The organism is Pseudomonas sp. MC6 (assembly GCF_054790575.1).
Genome location: NZ_CP186504.1, coordinates 5,017,120 through 5,031,962, shown reverse-complemented (window position 1 = coordinate 5,031,962; position 14,843 = coordinate 5,017,120). Strand labels below are relative to the sequence as shown.

At 59.2% G+C, this 14,843-nt stretch carries 16 protein-coding genes; 11 read left to right on the top strand and 5 right to left on the bottom strand.

Annotation, left to right across the window (positions count from 1 at the left end):
• The first annotated feature begins 2 nt into the window (after window positions 1-2).
• The 3 genes from ACOYXE_RS22440 (at window position 3) to ACOYXE_RS22430 (ending at window position 1,801) form a co-directional block, all read left to right on the top strand.
• Window positions 3-560, top strand: a complete 558-nt coding sequence (locus ACOYXE_RS22440; protein WP_460926672.1) for a DNA-3-methyladenine glycosylase I — start codon at window positions 3-5, stop codon at window positions 558-560.
• A 40-nt stretch (window positions 561-600) separates the two neighbouring features.
• Window positions 601-1,488 (top strand): lysophospholipid acyltransferase, encoded by an 888-nt coding sequence (locus ACOYXE_RS22435; RefSeq protein ID WP_160054439.1) that lies wholly within the window; start codon window positions 601-603, stop codon window positions 1,486-1,488.
• 73 nt (window positions 1,489-1,561) lie between these two features.
• A complete protein-coding gene (locus ACOYXE_RS22430) occupies window positions 1,562-1,801 on the top strand; it encodes a PilZ domain-containing protein (RefSeq protein WP_095119686.1) in 240 nt (79 codons plus the stop codon).
• Window position 1,802: 1 nt separating this feature from the next.
• Here the strand turns inward: ACOYXE_RS22430 and ACOYXE_RS22425 are convergent, their stop codons facing one another.
• From ACOYXE_RS22425 to def, 5 genes are all read right to left on the bottom strand, one after another.
• Entirely contained in the window at window positions 1,803-2,117 is a 315-nt protein-coding gene (locus ACOYXE_RS22425; RefSeq protein WP_095119685.1) for a tetratricopeptide repeat protein, read from the bottom strand.
• Window positions 2,118-2,267: 150 nt separating this feature from the next.
• Window positions 2,268-3,644: a Trk system potassium transporter TrkA gene (gene trkA, locus ACOYXE_RS22420; protein WP_077575169.1), complete on the bottom strand. Its 1,377-nt coding sequence runs from the start codon at window positions 3,642-3,644 to the stop codon at window positions 2,268-2,270.
• A 22-nt stretch (window positions 3,645-3,666) separates the two neighbouring features.
• Window positions 3,667-4,977 (bottom strand): 16S rRNA (cytosine(967)-C(5))-methyltransferase RsmB, encoded by a 1,311-nt coding sequence (gene rsmB / locus ACOYXE_RS22415; protein WP_160054441.1) that lies wholly within the window; start codon window positions 4,975-4,977, stop codon window positions 3,667-3,669.
• Entirely contained in the window at window positions 4,974-5,933 is a 960-nt protein-coding gene (gene fmt / locus ACOYXE_RS22410; RefSeq protein WP_405122596.1) for a methionyl-tRNA formyltransferase, read from the bottom strand. Before fmt ends, rsmB begins: the two co-directional genes overlap by 4 nt.
• 58 nt (window positions 5,934-5,991) lie before the next feature.
• Entirely contained in the window at window positions 5,992-6,498 is a 507-nt protein-coding gene (gene def, locus ACOYXE_RS22405) for a peptide deformylase (RefSeq protein ID WP_064116564.1), read from the bottom strand.
• Window positions 6,499-6,658: 160 nt separating this feature from the next.
• Here def and ACOYXE_RS22400 point away from each other — a divergent pair, with 160 nt between their 5' ends.
• The 8 genes from ACOYXE_RS22400 to ACOYXE_RS22365 all read left to right on the top strand — a co-directional run bounded on the left by ACOYXE_RS22400 (window position 6,659) and on the right by ACOYXE_RS22365 (window position 14,820).
• A complete protein-coding gene (locus ACOYXE_RS22400; protein WP_460926671.1) occupies window positions 6,659-7,684 on the top strand; it encodes a LysM peptidoglycan-binding domain-containing protein in 1,026 nt (341 codons plus the stop codon).
• Between the two features lie 80 nt (window positions 7,685-7,764).
• Window positions 7,765-8,865, top strand: coding sequence for a DNA-processing protein DprA (gene dprA / locus ACOYXE_RS22395; protein ID WP_460926670.1), 1,101 nt, complete (start codon window positions 7,765-7,767; stop codon window positions 8,863-8,865).
• A gap of 55 nt (window positions 8,866-8,920) precedes the next feature.
• The gene (locus ACOYXE_RS22390) at window positions 8,921-9,478 is read left to right on the top strand and encodes an L-threonylcarbamoyladenylate synthase type 1 TsaC (protein ID WP_160054449.1); all 558 of its coding nucleotides are present in this window, start codon (window positions 8,921-8,923) and stop codon (window positions 9,476-9,478) included.
• A gap of 268 nt (window positions 9,479-9,746) precedes the next feature.
• The gene (locus ACOYXE_RS22385) at window positions 9,747-10,415 is read left to right on the top strand and encodes a GNAT family N-acetyltransferase (RefSeq protein WP_460926669.1); all 669 of its coding nucleotides are present in this window, start codon (window positions 9,747-9,749) and stop codon (window positions 10,413-10,415) included.
• Window positions 10,393-11,127: an iron-containing redox enzyme family protein gene (locus ACOYXE_RS22380; RefSeq protein ID WP_460926668.1), complete on the top strand. Its 735-nt coding sequence runs from the start codon at window positions 10,393-10,395 to the stop codon at window positions 11,125-11,127. Before ACOYXE_RS22385 ends, ACOYXE_RS22380 begins: the two co-directional genes overlap by 23 nt.
• A gap of 42 nt (window positions 11,128-11,169) precedes the next feature.
• Window positions 11,170-12,264, top strand: coding sequence for a DUF3419 family protein (locus ACOYXE_RS22375; RefSeq protein WP_405122594.1), 1,095 nt, complete (start codon window positions 11,170-11,172; stop codon window positions 12,262-12,264).
• Complete coding sequence (locus ACOYXE_RS22370) at window positions 12,261-13,529, top strand: aminotransferase class I/II-fold pyridoxal phosphate-dependent enzyme (RefSeq protein ID WP_405122593.1); 1,269 nt, start codon at window positions 12,261-12,263, stop codon at window positions 13,527-13,529. The genes ACOYXE_RS22375 and ACOYXE_RS22370 overlap by 4 nt, the downstream gene beginning before the upstream one ends.
• A gap of 4 nt (window positions 13,530-13,533) precedes the next feature.
• Window positions 13,534-14,820: a phenylacetate--CoA ligase family protein gene (locus ACOYXE_RS22365; RefSeq protein ID WP_460926666.1), complete on the top strand. Its 1,287-nt coding sequence runs from the start codon at window positions 13,534-13,536 to the stop codon at window positions 14,818-14,820.
• Window positions 14,821-14,843 lie beyond the last annotated feature (23 nt).

Sequence of the window (14,843 nt, the reverse complement as noted above, 5' to 3'; positions counted from 1 at the left end):
TTATGCCACGCTGCTTTTGGTGTACCGAAGATCCGCTGTACATGGCTTATCACGACCAGGAGTGGGGCACGCCGCTACGCGATGCGCAGGGTTTGTTCGAGTTGCTTTTGCTCGAAGGGTTCCAGGCCGGGTTGTCCTGGATCACCGTGCTGCGCAAGCGCGAGCGTTATCGCGAGGTGTTGTTCGGCTTCGACGTACAGCGTGTGGCGCAGATGAGCGACGCCGAAATCGACGAATTGATGCTCGATCCGGGGATTATTCGCAACCGCCTCAAACTCAACGCCGCCCGTCGTAATGCCCAGGCCTGGCTGGCGCTGGAGGACCCGGTGGCGTTGCTCTGGTCGTTCGTTGGCGATCAACCGATCATCAATCATTTCAAGGATCGCAGCGAAGTCCCTGCGATCACCCCCGAAGCGCTGGCGATGAGCAAAACCTTGAAAAAGGCCGGGTTCACGTTCGTCGGCCCGACCATTTGCTACGCGCTGATGCAGGCTTCGGGCATGGTCATGGACCACACGCAGGACTGCGACCGCTACGCGCAGCTCGCCAACGGCGGTTAGAATGGCCGCCTCGCGAACCGCACAAGATCAGGAGTGACCTGTGGAAAAGTTTAAAGGCGCCTTGCTGGTAGGCGCTCTGCGGCTGTTTGCCCTGCTGCCATGGCGGGCGGTGCAGGCCGTGGGTTCGGCGATCGGCTGGATCATGTGGAAAACCCCCAACCGTTCCCGCGACGTGGTGCGGATCAACCTCGCCAAATGTTTTCCACAGATGGATCCGGTCGAACGTGAACGTCTGGTCGGCCAGAGTTTGAAAGACATCGGCAAGTCGTTGACCGAAAGCGCCTGCGCGTGGATCTGGCCGGCGCAGCGTTCGATCGACCTGGTGCGTGAAGTCGAAGGTCTCGACGTGCTCAAGGATGCGCTGGCCTCGGGCAAAGGCGTGGTCGGCATCACCAGCCACCTCGGCAACTGGGAAGTGCTCAACCACTTCTATTGCAGCCAGTGCAAACCGATCATTTTCTACCGTCCGCCGAAGCTCAAGGCTGTGGATGAATTGCTGCGCAAACAGCGTGTGCAACTGGGCAACAAAGTCGCTGCTTCCACCAAGGAAGGCATCCTCAGCGTCATCAAGGAAGTGCGCAAAGGTGGTGCAGTGGGCATTCCCGCTGACCCGGAACCGGCCGAATCCGCCGGGATCTTCGTGCCGTTCTTCGCGACTCAAGCGCTGACCAGTAAATTCGTGCCGAACATGTTGGCCGGCGGCAAAGCCGTTGGCGTGTTCCTGCATGCGCTGCGCCTGCCAGACGGTTCTGGCTACAAAGTGATCCTCGAAGCGGCGCCGGAAGCCATGTACAGCACCGATACCGCCGAATCCTGCGCAGCGATGAGTAAAGTCGTCGAGCGTTATGTGGCGGCGTATCCAAGCCAGTACATGTGGAGCATGAAGCGCTTCAAAAAGCGTCCGCCGGGCGAAGAGCGCTGGTACTGAGCTGATTGGCATGATCTGTGGATAACCTCACTGGTGAGGTTATCCACAACCGTTCATCAAAGGGCGCAAGAAGATGTCCGAACAACGCAAATCCTTCCGCATCAAGATCACCCACGACAGCTTCGGCGAATGCCTCGGACAGACGCGCAACCTGTCGCCTACCGGGGTGTTTGTGCAGCATCCGGTTTTGGCTTCTTTGCCCAAAGGTGCAGTGGTTTACGGCCAGGTGCAGGGGTTACCCACAGGCGCGCCACGGGTGCGCATGGAAGTGGTGACAGTGAATGCCGAAGGCATCGGTCTTCGTTACCTTTGATTCACTGCGCCTGACGATCCAGTTTCTTTAGAAACACCGTCATTTCCTTTTCGGCCTGCTTGTCGCCATGGGCGCGGGCCGCTTCCAGACCTTGTTCCCACGCTTGCCGCGCGGCGACGTGATCGCCCAGCGCCAGATGCGCCTTGCCCAATAGTTTCCATGCCGCCGAATACTTCGGATCAAAACCGACACAGCGCTGGAAATGCTCGGCAGCCTTGGCGTTTTCGCCCAGATCCAGATAACCCTTGCCCAGGCCGAAGCGCAGCAATGAGTTATCCACACCCTTGGCGAGCATTTTTTCCAGGGATTCGAGCATGGGAGATTCCTTGAATGAGGTGTGTCAGGGATGAGTCTTGCTATGGGATACCGCTATCGCGAGCAGGCTCACTCCTACAGGGGAACGCATTCCAAATGTGGGAGCGAGCCTGCTCGCGATGACACCAGTCTGATCCCCCGATAATCCGGATCAGAAGAAGCTCAACCCCACATGAAACAGCTTCTCCACATCGCGAATATGCTTTTTATCCACAAGGAACAGAATCACATGGTCGCCCGCTTCGATCACCGTGTCATCGTGGGCGATGATCACCTGTTCGTTGCGGATCACCGCACCAATCGTGGTGCCCGGCGGCAGGCCGATCTTCTCGATCGGTTTACCGATCACCTTGCTCGACTTCGCATCACCGTGGGCAATCGCCTCAATGGCTTCCGCCGCACCGCGACGCAGTGAGTGCACGCTGACGATATCGCCACGACGGACGTGGGCCAGCAGGGTGCCGATGGTCGCCAGTTGCGGGCTGATGGCGATGTCGATATCGCCGCCCTGAATCAGGTCGACGTAGGCCGGGTTGTTGATGATCGTCATGACCTTCTTCGCCCCCAGCCGTTTGGCCAGCAGCGACGACATGATGTTGGCTTCGTCATCGTTGGTCAGCGCTAGAAAAATGTCGGCGTCGGCGATGTTCTCTTCCAGCAGCAAATCGCGGTCGGACGCGCTGCCCTGCAGCACCACGGTGCTGTCGAGGGTGTCGGAGAGATAACGGCAACGCGCCGGGTTCATCTCGATGATCTTCACCTGATAGCGGCTTTCGATGGCCTCGGCCAGCCGTTCACCGATCTGCCCGCCGCCCGCGATGACGATGCGTTTGTAGGTTTCGTCGAGACGGCGCATTTCGCTCATGACCGCACGAATATTCTCACGGGCGGCGATGAAGAAGACTTCGTCATCGGCCTCGATCACCGTATCGCCCTGGGGCAGGATCGGTCGGTCACGGCGGAAAATCGCGGCCACGCGCGTCTCGACATTCGGCATATGTTCGCGCAACTGACGCAATTGCTGACCGACCAGCGGCCCGCCGTAATAAGCGCGCACCGCCACCAGTTGCGCCGCGCCTTCGGCGAAGTCGATCACCTGCAAGGCGCCCGGATGCTGGATCAGGCGCTTGATATAGTTGGTCACCACTTGCTCGGGGCTGATCAGCACGTCGACCGGAATCGCTTCGTTCTGGAACAGCTGTTCTTCGCGATGGAGGTAAGACGCTTCGCGCACCCGGGCGATCTTGGTCGGGGTGTGGAACAGCGTGTGGGCGACCTGGCAGGCGACCATGTTGGTTTCGTCGCTGTTGGTCACCGCCACCAGCATGTCGGCGTCGTCGGCGCCGGCCTGACGCAGCACCGACGGCAGCGAGCCACGGCCCTGCACGGTACGAATATCGAGGCGGTCGCCGAGGTCGCGCAGGCGCTCGCCGTCGGTATCGACCACGGTGATGTCGTTGGCTTCGCTGGCGAGGTGCTCAGCCAGCGAACCGCCGACCTGCCCCGCCCCGAGGATGATGATTTTCATCCAGTCACTCCATTGAACCCATTTAGCCGCGCGCGGCAGCGATCTTGATCAGCTTGGCGTAGTAGAACCCGTCATGCCCGCCCTGCTGGGCCAGCAATTGGCGACCATGGGGCTGTTTGATCCCGGCACTGGTGGCCAGATCCAGTTCGCGGGCACCCGGCGTACGCTCGAGGAACGCGGCGATGACTTCGGTGTTTTCGGTCGGCAGCGTCGAGCAGGTGGCGTACAGCAGGATGCCGCCGACTTCGAGGGTTTTCCACATCGCATCGAGCAGTTCGCCTTGCAGTTGCGCGAGGGCGACGATGTCGGCCGGCTGACGGGTCAGCTTGATGTCCGGATGGCGACGGATCACGCCGGTGGCCGAGCACGGCGCGTCGAGCAGGATGCGCTGGAAGGGTTTGCCGTCCCACCATTTCTCGGTGTCGCGACCGTCGGCGGCGATCAGTTCCGCGTTCAAGCCGAGGCGTTCGAGGTTTTCCTTAACGCGCACCAGCCGTTTGGCTTCCAGATCCACCGCCACCACACCGGCCAGCGCCGGTTCGGCTTCGAGGATGTGGCAGGTCTTGCCGCCGGGCGCGCAACAGGCGTCGAGCACGCGTTGCCCCGGCGCCAGATCGAGCAGATCGGCAGCCAGTTGCGCCGCTTCGTCCTGCACGCTGATCCAGCCTTCGGCGAAACCTGGCAGGCTGCGCACGTCAGCAGCGGCTTCGAGGATGATGCCGTCGCGGCTGTAAATGCACGGTGTTGCGGCAATCCCGGCCTCAGTCAGCAAACCAAGGTAAGCGTCGCGGCTGTGATGGCGGCGATTGACCCGCAGAATCATCGGCGGATGCGCATTGTTCGCTTCGCAGATTGCTTCCCACTGTTCCGGCCAGAAAGCCTTGAGGGATTTTTGCAGCCAGCGCGGGTGAGCGGTACGCACCACTGGATCACGTTCCAGCTCGGCGAAAATCGTCTCGCTTTCGCGCTGGGCATTGCGCAACACGGCGTTGAGCAGGCCTTTGGCCCACGGCTTTTTCAGCTTCTCGGCGCAACCGACGGTTTCGCCAATGGCGGCGTGGGCCGGCACGCGGGTGTAAAGCAATTGGTAGAGGCCGACCAGCAGCAAGGCTTCGACATCGGCGTCGGCAGCCTTGAACGGTTTCTGCAGCAGCTTTTCCGCCAGCGCCGAAAGACGTGGCTGCCAGCGCGCGGTGCCGAAGGCCAGATCCTGAGTGAAACCGCGATCGCGATCCTCGACCTTGTCCAGTTGCGTCGGCAGGGAGCTGTTCAGCGAGGCTTTGCCGCTGAGCACGGCGGCGAGTGCCTTGGCGGCGGCCAGACGCGGATTCATTGCGCGTCCACCGTTGCACCCAACACAGTGCCGACGGCGAATTTCTCACGACGGCTGTTGAACAGGTCGCTGAAGTTCAGCGCTTTACCGCCGGGCAATTGCAGGCGGGTCAGGCACAGCGCCTGCTCACCGCAGGCGACGACCAGGCCGTCCTTGCTGGCGCTGAGGATTTCACCCGGTGCGCCTTTACCTTCGGCGAGTGTTGCCGCCAGGACTTTCAGCGCTTCACCGTTAAGGGTGCTGTGGGTGATCGGCCATGGGTTGAAGGCGCGCACCAGTCGCTCCAGCTCAACCGCCGGACGGCTCCAGTCGATGCGCGCTTCGTCCTTGTTCAGCTTGTGTGCATAAGTGGCGAGCTCATCATTCTGCACTTCGCCTTCCAGCGTGCCAGCAGCCAGACCGGCAATCGCTTGCACCACGGCTGGTGGGCCCATTTCTGCGAGGCGATCATGCAAGGAGCCACCAGTGTCTTCACCGGTGATTGGCGTGACGACCTTGAGCAGCATCGGCCCGGTGTCGAGGCCGGCTTCCATGCGCATCACGGTTACGCCGCTCTCGGCATCACCGTGCTCTACGGCGCGTTGAATCGGCGCCGCACCGCGCCAGCGTGGCAGCAGCGAGGCATGACTGTTGATGCAGCCCAAACGCGGGATATCCAGCACCACTTGCGGCAGGATCAGTCCGTAGGCGACCACTACCAGCAGATCCGGTTTCAGCGCGGCCAGTTCAGCCTGAGCCTCAGGATTGCGCAATGTCGGCGGCTGCAACACCTGGATATGGTTTTCCAGGGCGAGCTGTTTGACCGGGCTCGGCATCAGTTTTTGCCCGCGACCGGCCGGACGATCCGGTTGGGTGTAAGCCGCAACGATCTCGTAAGGGCTGTTCAGCAGGGCCTTGAGGTGTTCGGCGGCGAATTCCGGGGTGCCGGCAAAAACGATGCGCAGTGGCTCAGTCATGAAGGGCGTCTCTTGAAAAGAAAAAGGCTTGCCGCAGCAAGCCTTTGAAGGAGGGGCATCAAGCGTTCTGGCGGTGCTGCTTTTCCAGTTTCTTCTTGATCCGGTCGCGTTTGAGCGTGGACAGGTAATCGACGAACAATTTGCCGTTGAGGTGGTCGCATTCGTGCTGGATGCACACCGCGAGCAGGCCTTCGGCGATCAGCTCATAGGGCTTGCCGTCGCGGTCCAGCGCCTTGATTTTGACCTTTTGCGGGCGATCGACATTTTCGTAGAAACCCGGTACCGAGAGGCAGCCTTCCTGGTATTGCTCCATTTCCTCGGTCAGCGATTCGAACTCGGGGTTGATGAACACCCGCGGTTCGGTGCGGTCTTCGGAAAGGTCCATCACGACGATACGTTTGTGCACGTTGACCTGGGTCGCGGCAAGGCCGATGCCCGGCGCTTCATACATTGTTTCAAACATGTCATCGACCAACTGACGCACTTCGTCGTCCACTACAGCCACAGGCTTGGCGATAGTGCGCAGACGCGGGTCCGGGAATTCGAGGATGTTTAAAATGGCCATAGGCTTTGATTGCTGCACACGTTGAGTAAAGTCGGGCGATGGCCTGGCAGGTCCGAAGATGCAGGCTACCGTTGTGAAGCGTAGCTTGTGCATTTTGCACAAGCGAGCCACGGGGGCTCTGACGGTTCACGCGAATGCACATGATAAAGGGATTCACTGCATGAGGAAAACACTACTCGCCCTGCTGCTGTTGGCTTCGGCTGGCGTGGCGCAAGGGCAAGTGCAACTCAGGGAAGGTTTTCCACAGCAATATACGGTGGTTTCGGGGGATACACTCTGGGACATTTCCGGCAAATACCTGCGCGAACCCTGGCAGTGGCCACAACTGTGGCGGGCCAATCCGCAAATCGAAAACCCCAACCTGATCTATCCCGGCGACACGCTGACGCTCAGTTATGTCGACGGCCAGCCGCGTCTGACGCTCAATCGTAGCGAGTCGCGCGGCACCATCAAGCTCTCGCCGCGTATTCGCACCAGCCCGGTAGCCGAGGCGATTCCGAGCATTCCACTGAAGTCGATCAACAGCTTTCTGCTGAGCAACCGCATCGTCGACAAGGTCGAGGATTTCGACAAGGCACCTTACATCGTCGCCGGTGATGCCGAACGCGTGCTCAGCGGCACCGGTGACCGGATCTTTGCACGTGGCCATTTCGACCCGAATCAGCCGGTTTACGGGATCTTCCGTCAGGGCAAGGTCTACACCGATCCTGAGACCAAGGAGTTCCTCGGGATCAACGCAGACGATATCGGTGGCGGTGAGATCGTCGCCACCGAAGGCGACGTCGCCACCCTCGCCCTGCAACGCACCACCCAGGAAGTGCGCCTCGGCGATCGTTTGTTCAGCGGCGAAGAGCGCTCGATCAACTCGACCTTCATGCCCAGCGCACCGACCACCAGTATCAACGGCGTGATCATCGACGTGCCGCGTGGCGTCACCCAGATCGGCTTGATGGATGTGGTCACCCTGAACAAGGGCAAGCGCGACGGTCTGGCCGAAGGCAATGTGCTGGTGGTGATGAAGACCGGGGAAACCGTGCGCGACCGTGTCACCGGCCAACCGCTGAAGATCCCCGACGAACGCGCCGGGTTGCTGATGGTGTTCCGCACCTACGACAAACTCAGCTACGGCCTCGTTCTCAACGCTTCACGCTCGCTGGCGGTGCTCGACAAGGTGCGAAATCCGTAAGCTTGCTTAACAAGTTACCAACAGAGTTATCCACAGCTTGTTCCGAATGGTTCGGGGCTTATAACGATCAAGGATGATCCATGATATTGCCTGTCTGTACGCCGGTTTCCCCAGCGGAACTGGAAGCGCGCCTGCGCCTGCACCGCTTGCCGGATGTCGGCCCGAAGCGCTTTGCCAAATTGCTTGAAGCCTTCGGCTCGGCCTCAAAAGCCATCAGCGCTCCGGCCAGTGCGTGGCGTTCGTTGGGTTTGCCGGCGACGTGCGCCGAAGCGCGGCGCTGTCCAGACGTTCGCGACGGTGCCAGCCATGCAATGCGCTGGCTAGAGCGGCCAGAGCATCATTTGCTGATGTGGGATCAAGCCGATTACCCGGCGCTGCTGGCGCAGATTCCTGATCCGCCGCCAATGTTGTTCGTTGCCGGTGATCCGCTGATTCTCGAGAAACCGCAACTGGCGATGGTGGGTAGCCGTCGCGCGTCGCGTCCGGGAATGGACACCGCCGCAGCATTTTCCCGCTGCCTCGCCGGGGCCGGTTTTGTCATCACCAGCGGGTTGGCGTTGGGTATCGATGCCGCTGCGCATCAGGCTGCTCTGGATGTTGGCGGGCTGACCGTGGGCGTAATCGGCACCGGGCTGGAAAACTTTTATCCACAGCGCAATCGACGCTTGGCTGATGCGATGATTGCGTCCGGCAGCGCGGTGCTTTCGGAGTTTCCTCTGGACGCCGGGCCGACCGCGAGCAACTTCCCGCGACGCAACCGCATCATCAGTGGTTTGTCCCTTGGCGTTCTGGTAGTCGAGGCGAGCGTTGCCAGCGGCTCTTTGATTACCGCAAGGCTGGCGGCGGAACAGGGGCGCGAGGTTTACGCGATTCCCGGTTCGATTCATCACCCCGGTGCGCGCGGTTGTCACCAGTTGATTCGAGACGGTGCAGTGCTGGTGGAAACCATCGAACACATCCTCGAAGCGTTGCGTGGCTGGCAGCATTTGCCGTTGTCCACGGATTCTCCGAAAGTCGATCATCCGTTGCTCGCCCTGCTCCACGCCGCGCCGCACACCAGCGAAGGCTTGGCCGACAGCAGCGGCTGGGCATTACCGAAAGTGCTGGCGGCCCTCACCGAACTGGAAATGGATGGCCGTGCGGTGTGCGAAAACGGTCGCTGGTTGGCCAGGACGCGCTAGGTTTTACAAGGAAGATCGGTAAACTGCGCGAAACCTGTTTGCGGAGAGTTTTTTCATGGTCAACAGTTGGCGTGTGCAGCAAGCCGCACGAGAGATTCGCGCCGGAGCGGTGATTGCCTATCCAACCGAAGCCGTCTGGGGGCTGGGTTGCGACCCGTGGAACGAAGAGGCAGTGGATCGGTTGCTGGCGATCAAGAATCGTTCGGTGGTCAAAGGGCTGATCCTGGTCGCCGACAACATTCGCCAGTTCGACTTCCTGTTCGAAGACTTCCCGCAAGAGTGGATCGACCGCATGGCCAGCACCTGGCCGGGGCCGAACACCTGGCTGGTGCCACATCAGGGCTTGTTGCCGGAATGGGTCACCGGCGTGCACGACACCGTGGCACTGCGGGTCAGCGATCACCCGCAAGTGCGTGATTTGTGCTCGATGATCGGGCCATTGATTTCGACCTCTGCCAACCCGCAGGGTCGCCCGGCAGCGCGCACGCGTTTACGGGTTGAGCAATATTTCCGTGGCCAGATCGATCTGGTATTGGGCGGCAGCCTTGGCGGGCGGAAAAATCCTAGCGTCATTCGCGATCTGGCGACGGGTAAGGTTATTCGTCCCGACTGACCCGATTTCCGCCTCACCTGTTTTTAACTCCTCGACTGTTTTGGCGAGGAGTTTTTTTCTGTCTGCGATTTATCCTTGGTAATCTGCATAACTTAAACAATCTGTTGTTTATGTTGTACTGCTGTGTGTCAGATAAATCGATAAATTAGAAGTTTCAGTAACTTTTCCCACGTCATTATCAGAAGTCGCGTAGTGGCGATATTTCTAAAAGCATCCATTATTTCAATGCGCTCAGAAACTTCGATAAGTTAACGTCTGCGGAGAAGGAATGGATACTACGAACTTACAACTCAAGGATTATCTGCAGGGGCTTCAAGAGACATTAACCAGGCAGCATGCCGATTATCGTATTGTTATGCTTGATGCGGGGTCAGATGCCAGCGAGTTTGAACGGTTCATCGGCCGCCAGTTTCGTCTGCGATTAAAGCATTACATGCTGACTTCCAGAGCCCGGGCACTTGAAACAAGGCTGGCGATTTCATCGCGCAGTACACATTTTCTGCTGTATCAACGCGATCAACTGACGGCGGTTTTGCGAGTGACCCCTTCGCCTTTCGAATGGGCTTTGCTGGCGCACCAGTATGTTTCTCCGACCGTGGCGCTGGCGCGTCATGTCGAGTTCAGTCGCCTGATCACGCATTCGCAACAGCACCGACCGGCGCTGACCAATGTGCTGCTTGCAGCCGCCACCGAATGGGCGATCGATCGCGGCTATCAAGGTGTGACGGCCTTGTGCCGATCGCCACAACGGCGACTGTTCCAGCGCTTTGGCCTGACCCCGATCACTTCCAGCTCACTGCATATCGAACACCGCGCGCGCGGCGATTACTGGCTGCTGTCTGCGCAATGGCGGGAAGTCCTCACGGCGCTGCAACAACCTTTCCCCATCAACGGCAACTACCCGGAGAGTCGCGATGAATGCGTCCGTCAGTTTTGAACAACAGCTGATTCTGCTCGATCAGCGCATTGAAAAAGCGTGGGCCGATATTCTGGATAATTCCCGGATGGTCAAGGCTATCCGCGAGGGCAGTGTTTCCAGAGCGTTATATGCGATCTACATGATCGAAACCTTTCATTACACCGCACACAATGCCCGAAATCAGGGTTTGGTCGGTGTGCGGCATGCCGATAATCCTGTTTATGCGAAATTCTGTTTTGAACATGCTGCGCAAGAAGTCGGTCATGAAAAAATGGCCTTGCATGATGTCATGAGCCTGGGATTGAAGAATGAAGTCTTTGATATGCCACCGGCACTTCCGGCGACGGAAGTATTGATTGCTTATTTGTACTGGATTTCTTTTACCGGTAATCCGTTACAGCGGCTGGGATACAGTTACTGGGCGGAAAACGCTTATCACTTTATTACTCCGTTGATCGCCAAGCTGAGTGAAACACTGGCGCTGAAGCCCGCTCAACTGACGTTCTTCATTGCTCATTCGGATATCGATGTCGAGCACTTCACTGAGATCAAACTCATCCTCCAGCGGACCTGCAAGCGTCAGGCTGACTGGGATGCCATTGCCACCGTGATGGAAACCAGTCTGCGCCTGACCGGCAACATGCTCGAAGCCGTTTATGAGCAATATGAAGCCTGGCAAAACGGCCTCGCGCCCCGCTACGAATTCCTCCATGTGCTGGATAAATCATGACGCCTTCCCGTTCATTTTCACGTCGGGCAGGCGGAGGTCGAGATGGCTGACTACTTCGAGCGGTTGAACTACGCGTTGGGGGATGAAGACACCGCACTCGAGTACACGATTTTGCCCGAGCAATCCAGGCATGTGTTGGGTGTAGCCGGCTGCGGCGGGCGGCTTCTGCCGTTGCTGGCCCGTCACCCTGCCCGCATGACTTGCGCTGATATCAGTGCGCCGCAACTGGCCTTCACCCGCTTGCGTTTAGCTTTGCTTGAGCAGACCGATCGCCAGTCGTTCATGGATTTCATGGGCTACTGGCCGGAAACGTCGGTGGCACGGCGCAAATCCATCTTTCGCCTTCTGGATCTGCCTCCGCTTGATCGCCGCTGGCTGGCGGACCTGTTTCATTCCCGTCATTGGCAGGCACCGATTTACCAAGGGGCCTTCGAGCAGACCCTGCAGCGGTTGGCGAAGATCAATGGTTTGTTCACCGGCAAGGCGGGGCGGGCGATTTTCCAGTTTCGTGATCTGGGAGAGCAATCGGCTTATTACCAAAGCCGGTTTCCCCTCAAGCGCTGGAAGGCTGTGATCGCCTTGTTGGGCAACGCAGCGGTGCTCAACTCGCTGTTGTACAAAGGGGCGTTTCCCCGCAACAACCTGGGTATCAGTTCCCGCGAGGTGTATCTGGATATCTTCCATACCTTGTTTACCACCCAGGTCGTGCGCGAAAGCTTTTTCCTGCAAATGCTGTTTTTCGGTGAACTGCGATATCCGCAGGGCTTTCCGCTGGAGTGCAATCCACAGGTTTTTCAACTGGCACGCAAGGCGCAGCAGCAATGCCGGTTGACTGTGGTGCAGGGCGATATCTTCGACTGTGCTTCGAGATGCAGGGATGTCGACTTCGTCTCGTTTTCCGACGTGCCTTCATTCCTGCCGGCGGAGGTTGGCATGGATGTCCTGCAGCGGCTCCGGCCCGCCCTGGGCGAGGATGCGCTGACGGTTATTCGTGGCCATTTGCATGTGGTCAGGCCCGATAGCACAGGCTTCTGCGACGTTACCGCGCAGTTTCAGGAGGCGATCGCACGAGAAAAAACTCAACTCTGGCGAGTACAGGTCTATCGCCAGACATCATCTGTGCAGGTATCTCGATGAACACACCTCATCCGACCGTCAATTGGGTCAAGAACCGTGTCCGTCAGGCGCGTGACGATCAACAGCAATTGTTCGACGCCGGGCTCAATGGCCTGAACCTGGTGCAGCGCGATGGCAAGGTCATAGAGTTGAGCAGTGGCGAGCAGTTGACCGAATTTCTCTCGTGCTCCTATCTGGGACTCGAGAGCGATCCCCGTCTGGTTCAAGGCGCAGTGCAAGCCGTCGAGTCTTTCGGTGTGCAGTTTGCTGCCGCCCGCACCCGAGCGCTGCTACCGCCGATGCGCGAACTCGATGGGCAGTTGAACCGCATTTTCCAGGGGCATACGGTGACATTCAACTCGGTGGGCAGCGCCCATCTGGGTTGTCTGCCGCTGCTGGGCTCCGGTGAGCTGCCGTCGTACCCCCTGCGCCGTGGCCCGGGCTGGATCGTTGACCGCGCGGCCCATGCTTCAATGCAGGTACTGCAAGGCATTCTGTGGCAGTTCGGCCCTGTCCAGCGCTGCGATTGCAGTGATCTTCAGCAAGTCGAAGATGCCTGCTCCACCGCTGTCGCTGCCGGCAATACCCCCATTATCCTGACTGACAGCATCGGCTCGATGCGCGGGCTTTATCCCGTTAACAGGCTGCTGCAACTGGCTGAGCGCTTTGAGGGTTATCTGTATGCGGATGACGCTCACGGCACTTCGATCCATGGCCTGAACGGGGGCGGTTATGCGCTTGATGTCGCCGCTGAGCCGTTGCGCGATCGTTTGATCCTGTTGTCGTCATTGTCCAAAGCCTTCGGCGCAACCGGCGGTGCAATTACGGTGCTGACGTCGGTCGATGCCGAGCTGATTCGGCGTCATGCGTCGACTTATACGTTCGGGGGCCCACTGTCCATGGGCGGAGTCGGTGCGGCAGTCGCCTCGACAAAGATTCATCTATCTGCAGGTTTGCGGGAGTTGCAGGCTTCATTATGGAAAAATGTTGAAGTTATCGATGGTCTGCTCGGGCCGGTTCTGGGCAACCATCAGATTGCTTCACCGATACGTTTCGTCCGGGTCGGAGCCGAAAGAGACGCCATCAGCCTGGCGTTGCACCTGCGTCGGCACGCCATCGCGGTCACCACGGCCTTGTTTCCGGTGGTGGCCAAAGGTGAAGCAATCCTGCGACTGGCCATCAGCGCCAATCACAGCGAGGTTCAGTTGAAGCATCTGGCGAGTGCCGTCAACGAAGGATTCGCTGAGTTGGGCATTCGTCAGGGAGAGCCGCATCATGTGCAGTGACCTGATGCAACGGAGCTGTGCAAAGACCATTCAGGCTGCAGCTGCAGAGGCCTTCGCGCGTAAATTGGACGATGCGCGGTCTCTGCCATGGTTCTGCACCTTGTGTCCGCAGATTCAACACGTACAGACCGCAGAGGATCTGCATCGGCTACCGATCCTCGCCGTGGAGGACGATCAGGGCGGGTTGCTGTTTACTCACCTCAGCGATGCGTCACATCGCGCACCGGGCGGTGGGCTGACCCTGACTTCAGGTGGCAGCACCGGCAATTGCAAGCACATCACCCATTCCTGGGCATTCAACGAAAGCATCGTGCCCTTGGGCGCGCGAGTATTTGCTGCGACCGATGACCTGCCACGAGTCGTCATCAATTGCCTGACGCCTGGTGAAATGCAGGGAGCCTTTCAATACGCGGCGGCCATCGTCCAGCACATTAGCGCGCGTCTGCTGCCTGCAGGCGCGCTGATGGGCATGCAGCGCATAGCCGGGTTGATTCATTCACAAGCGGCCGACGCTTTGATCTGCACGCCCTCGTTCGCCGAGGCGCTGTTCAATCATGCCGATGTCGATGGAGTGCAGCTGCGCAGTTTGAGATGGCTCTACTACATCGGTGAACCTTGCCGTCAGCCGCTACGCGAGCAACTGGCACGAGACTGGCCAGCCCTGAACATACGATCGTTGGGTTATAGCTCGACGGAGACCGGCCCGATCGGTTTCCAGTGCGCGCACCTTGAGCATGGTTTCTACCATCTGCATGCAGATGCCATGCTGCTTGAAGTGGTCGATCCTTTAAGCCTGCAAGCGGTGGTGGACGGTGAACCCGGCGAGTTTCTGCTGACCCCTTTGCTGCCCGATCAGGTGCCTTTGTTGCGGTACCGCATTGGTGATCGTGGGCGAGTTTTGCCCAGGCAATCCGGCTGTGCCTGTGGCAGCGCTTTGCCAATACTGGAACTGCAGGGTCGAATCGAAACTTCGATCAAGCTGGGCGGAGCGATCATCACTCAGCGACAGGTCCTGAGCGTGCTCGCAGAAGCGTTGCCCGAACTGCACGCTTCGGATGTGCAGGTGCAGATTGATCGACAGGCCGACGGTGCGCAGCTGCGGCTGCTTATCGCGGAGGACCGATTACCCGCCGCTGCTGAACGTGTCATCGAACAGGCTTTGCACAACGAGGCGCAAGCGAGCGCATTGCTCAGATTGCCCGGTGTGTTGGGCATGCAGGTACAGCTTCTGCCCCGTGGTGATTTCGCAACCACCCTGGCAGGCAAGACGCCGTTCTTTGTCGAGAGGTGACGTCCCGGGCCAGCCTCGTGAGG

What these genes read in the sequence shown, in the direction of transcription:
- ACOYXE_RS22440 (WP_460926672.1), top strand. Translation starts at nt 3, where the DNA reads ATGCCACGCTGCTTTTGGTGTACCGAAGATCCGCTGTACATGGCTTAT.
- ACOYXE_RS22430 (WP_095119686.1), top strand. Translation starts at nt 1,562, where the DNA reads ATGTCCGAACAACGCAAATCCTTCCGCATCAAGATCACCCACGACAGC.
- ACOYXE_RS22425 (WP_095119685.1), bottom strand. Translation starts at nt 2,117, where the DNA reads ATGCTCGAATCCCTGGAAAAAATGCTCGCCAAGGGTGTGGATAACTCA.
- trkA (WP_077575169.1), bottom strand. Translation starts at nt 3,644, where the DNA reads ATGAAAATCATCATCCTCGGGGCGGGGCAGGTCGGCGGTTCGCTGGCT.
- rsmB (WP_160054441.1), bottom strand. Translation starts at nt 4,977, where the DNA reads ATGAATCCGCGTCTGGCCGCCGCCAAGGCACTCGCCGCCGTGCTCAGC.
- fmt (WP_405122596.1), bottom strand. Translation starts at nt 5,933, where the DNA reads ATGACTGAGCCACTGCGCATCGTTTTTGCCGGCACCCCGGAATTCGCC.
- def (WP_064116564.1), bottom strand. Translation starts at nt 6,498, where the DNA reads ATGGCCATTTTAAACATCCTCGAATTCCCGGACCCGCGTCTGCGCACT.
- ACOYXE_RS22400 (WP_460926671.1), top strand. Translation starts at nt 6,659, where the DNA reads ATGAGGAAAACACTACTCGCCCTGCTGCTGTTGGCTTCGGCTGGCGTG.
- dprA (WP_460926670.1), top strand. Translation starts at nt 7,765, where the DNA reads ATGATATTGCCTGTCTGTACGCCGGTTTCCCCAGCGGAACTGGAAGCG.
- ACOYXE_RS22390 (WP_160054449.1), top strand. Translation starts at nt 8,921, where the DNA reads ATGGTCAACAGTTGGCGTGTGCAGCAAGCCGCACGAGAGATTCGCGCC.
- ACOYXE_RS22385 (WP_460926669.1), top strand. Translation starts at nt 9,747, where the DNA reads ATGGATACTACGAACTTACAACTCAAGGATTATCTGCAGGGGCTTCAA.
- ACOYXE_RS22380 (WP_460926668.1), top strand. Translation starts at nt 10,393, where the DNA reads ATGAATGCGTCCGTCAGTTTTGAACAACAGCTGATTCTGCTCGATCAG.
- ACOYXE_RS22375 (WP_405122594.1), top strand. Translation starts at nt 11,170, where the DNA reads ATGGCTGACTACTTCGAGCGGTTGAACTACGCGTTGGGGGATGAAGAC.
- ACOYXE_RS22370 (WP_405122593.1), top strand. Translation starts at nt 12,261, where the DNA reads ATGAACACACCTCATCCGACCGTCAATTGGGTCAAGAACCGTGTCCGT.
- ACOYXE_RS22365 (WP_460926666.1), top strand. Translation starts at nt 13,534, where the DNA reads ATGCAACGGAGCTGTGCAAAGACCATTCAGGCTGCAGCTGCAGAGGCC.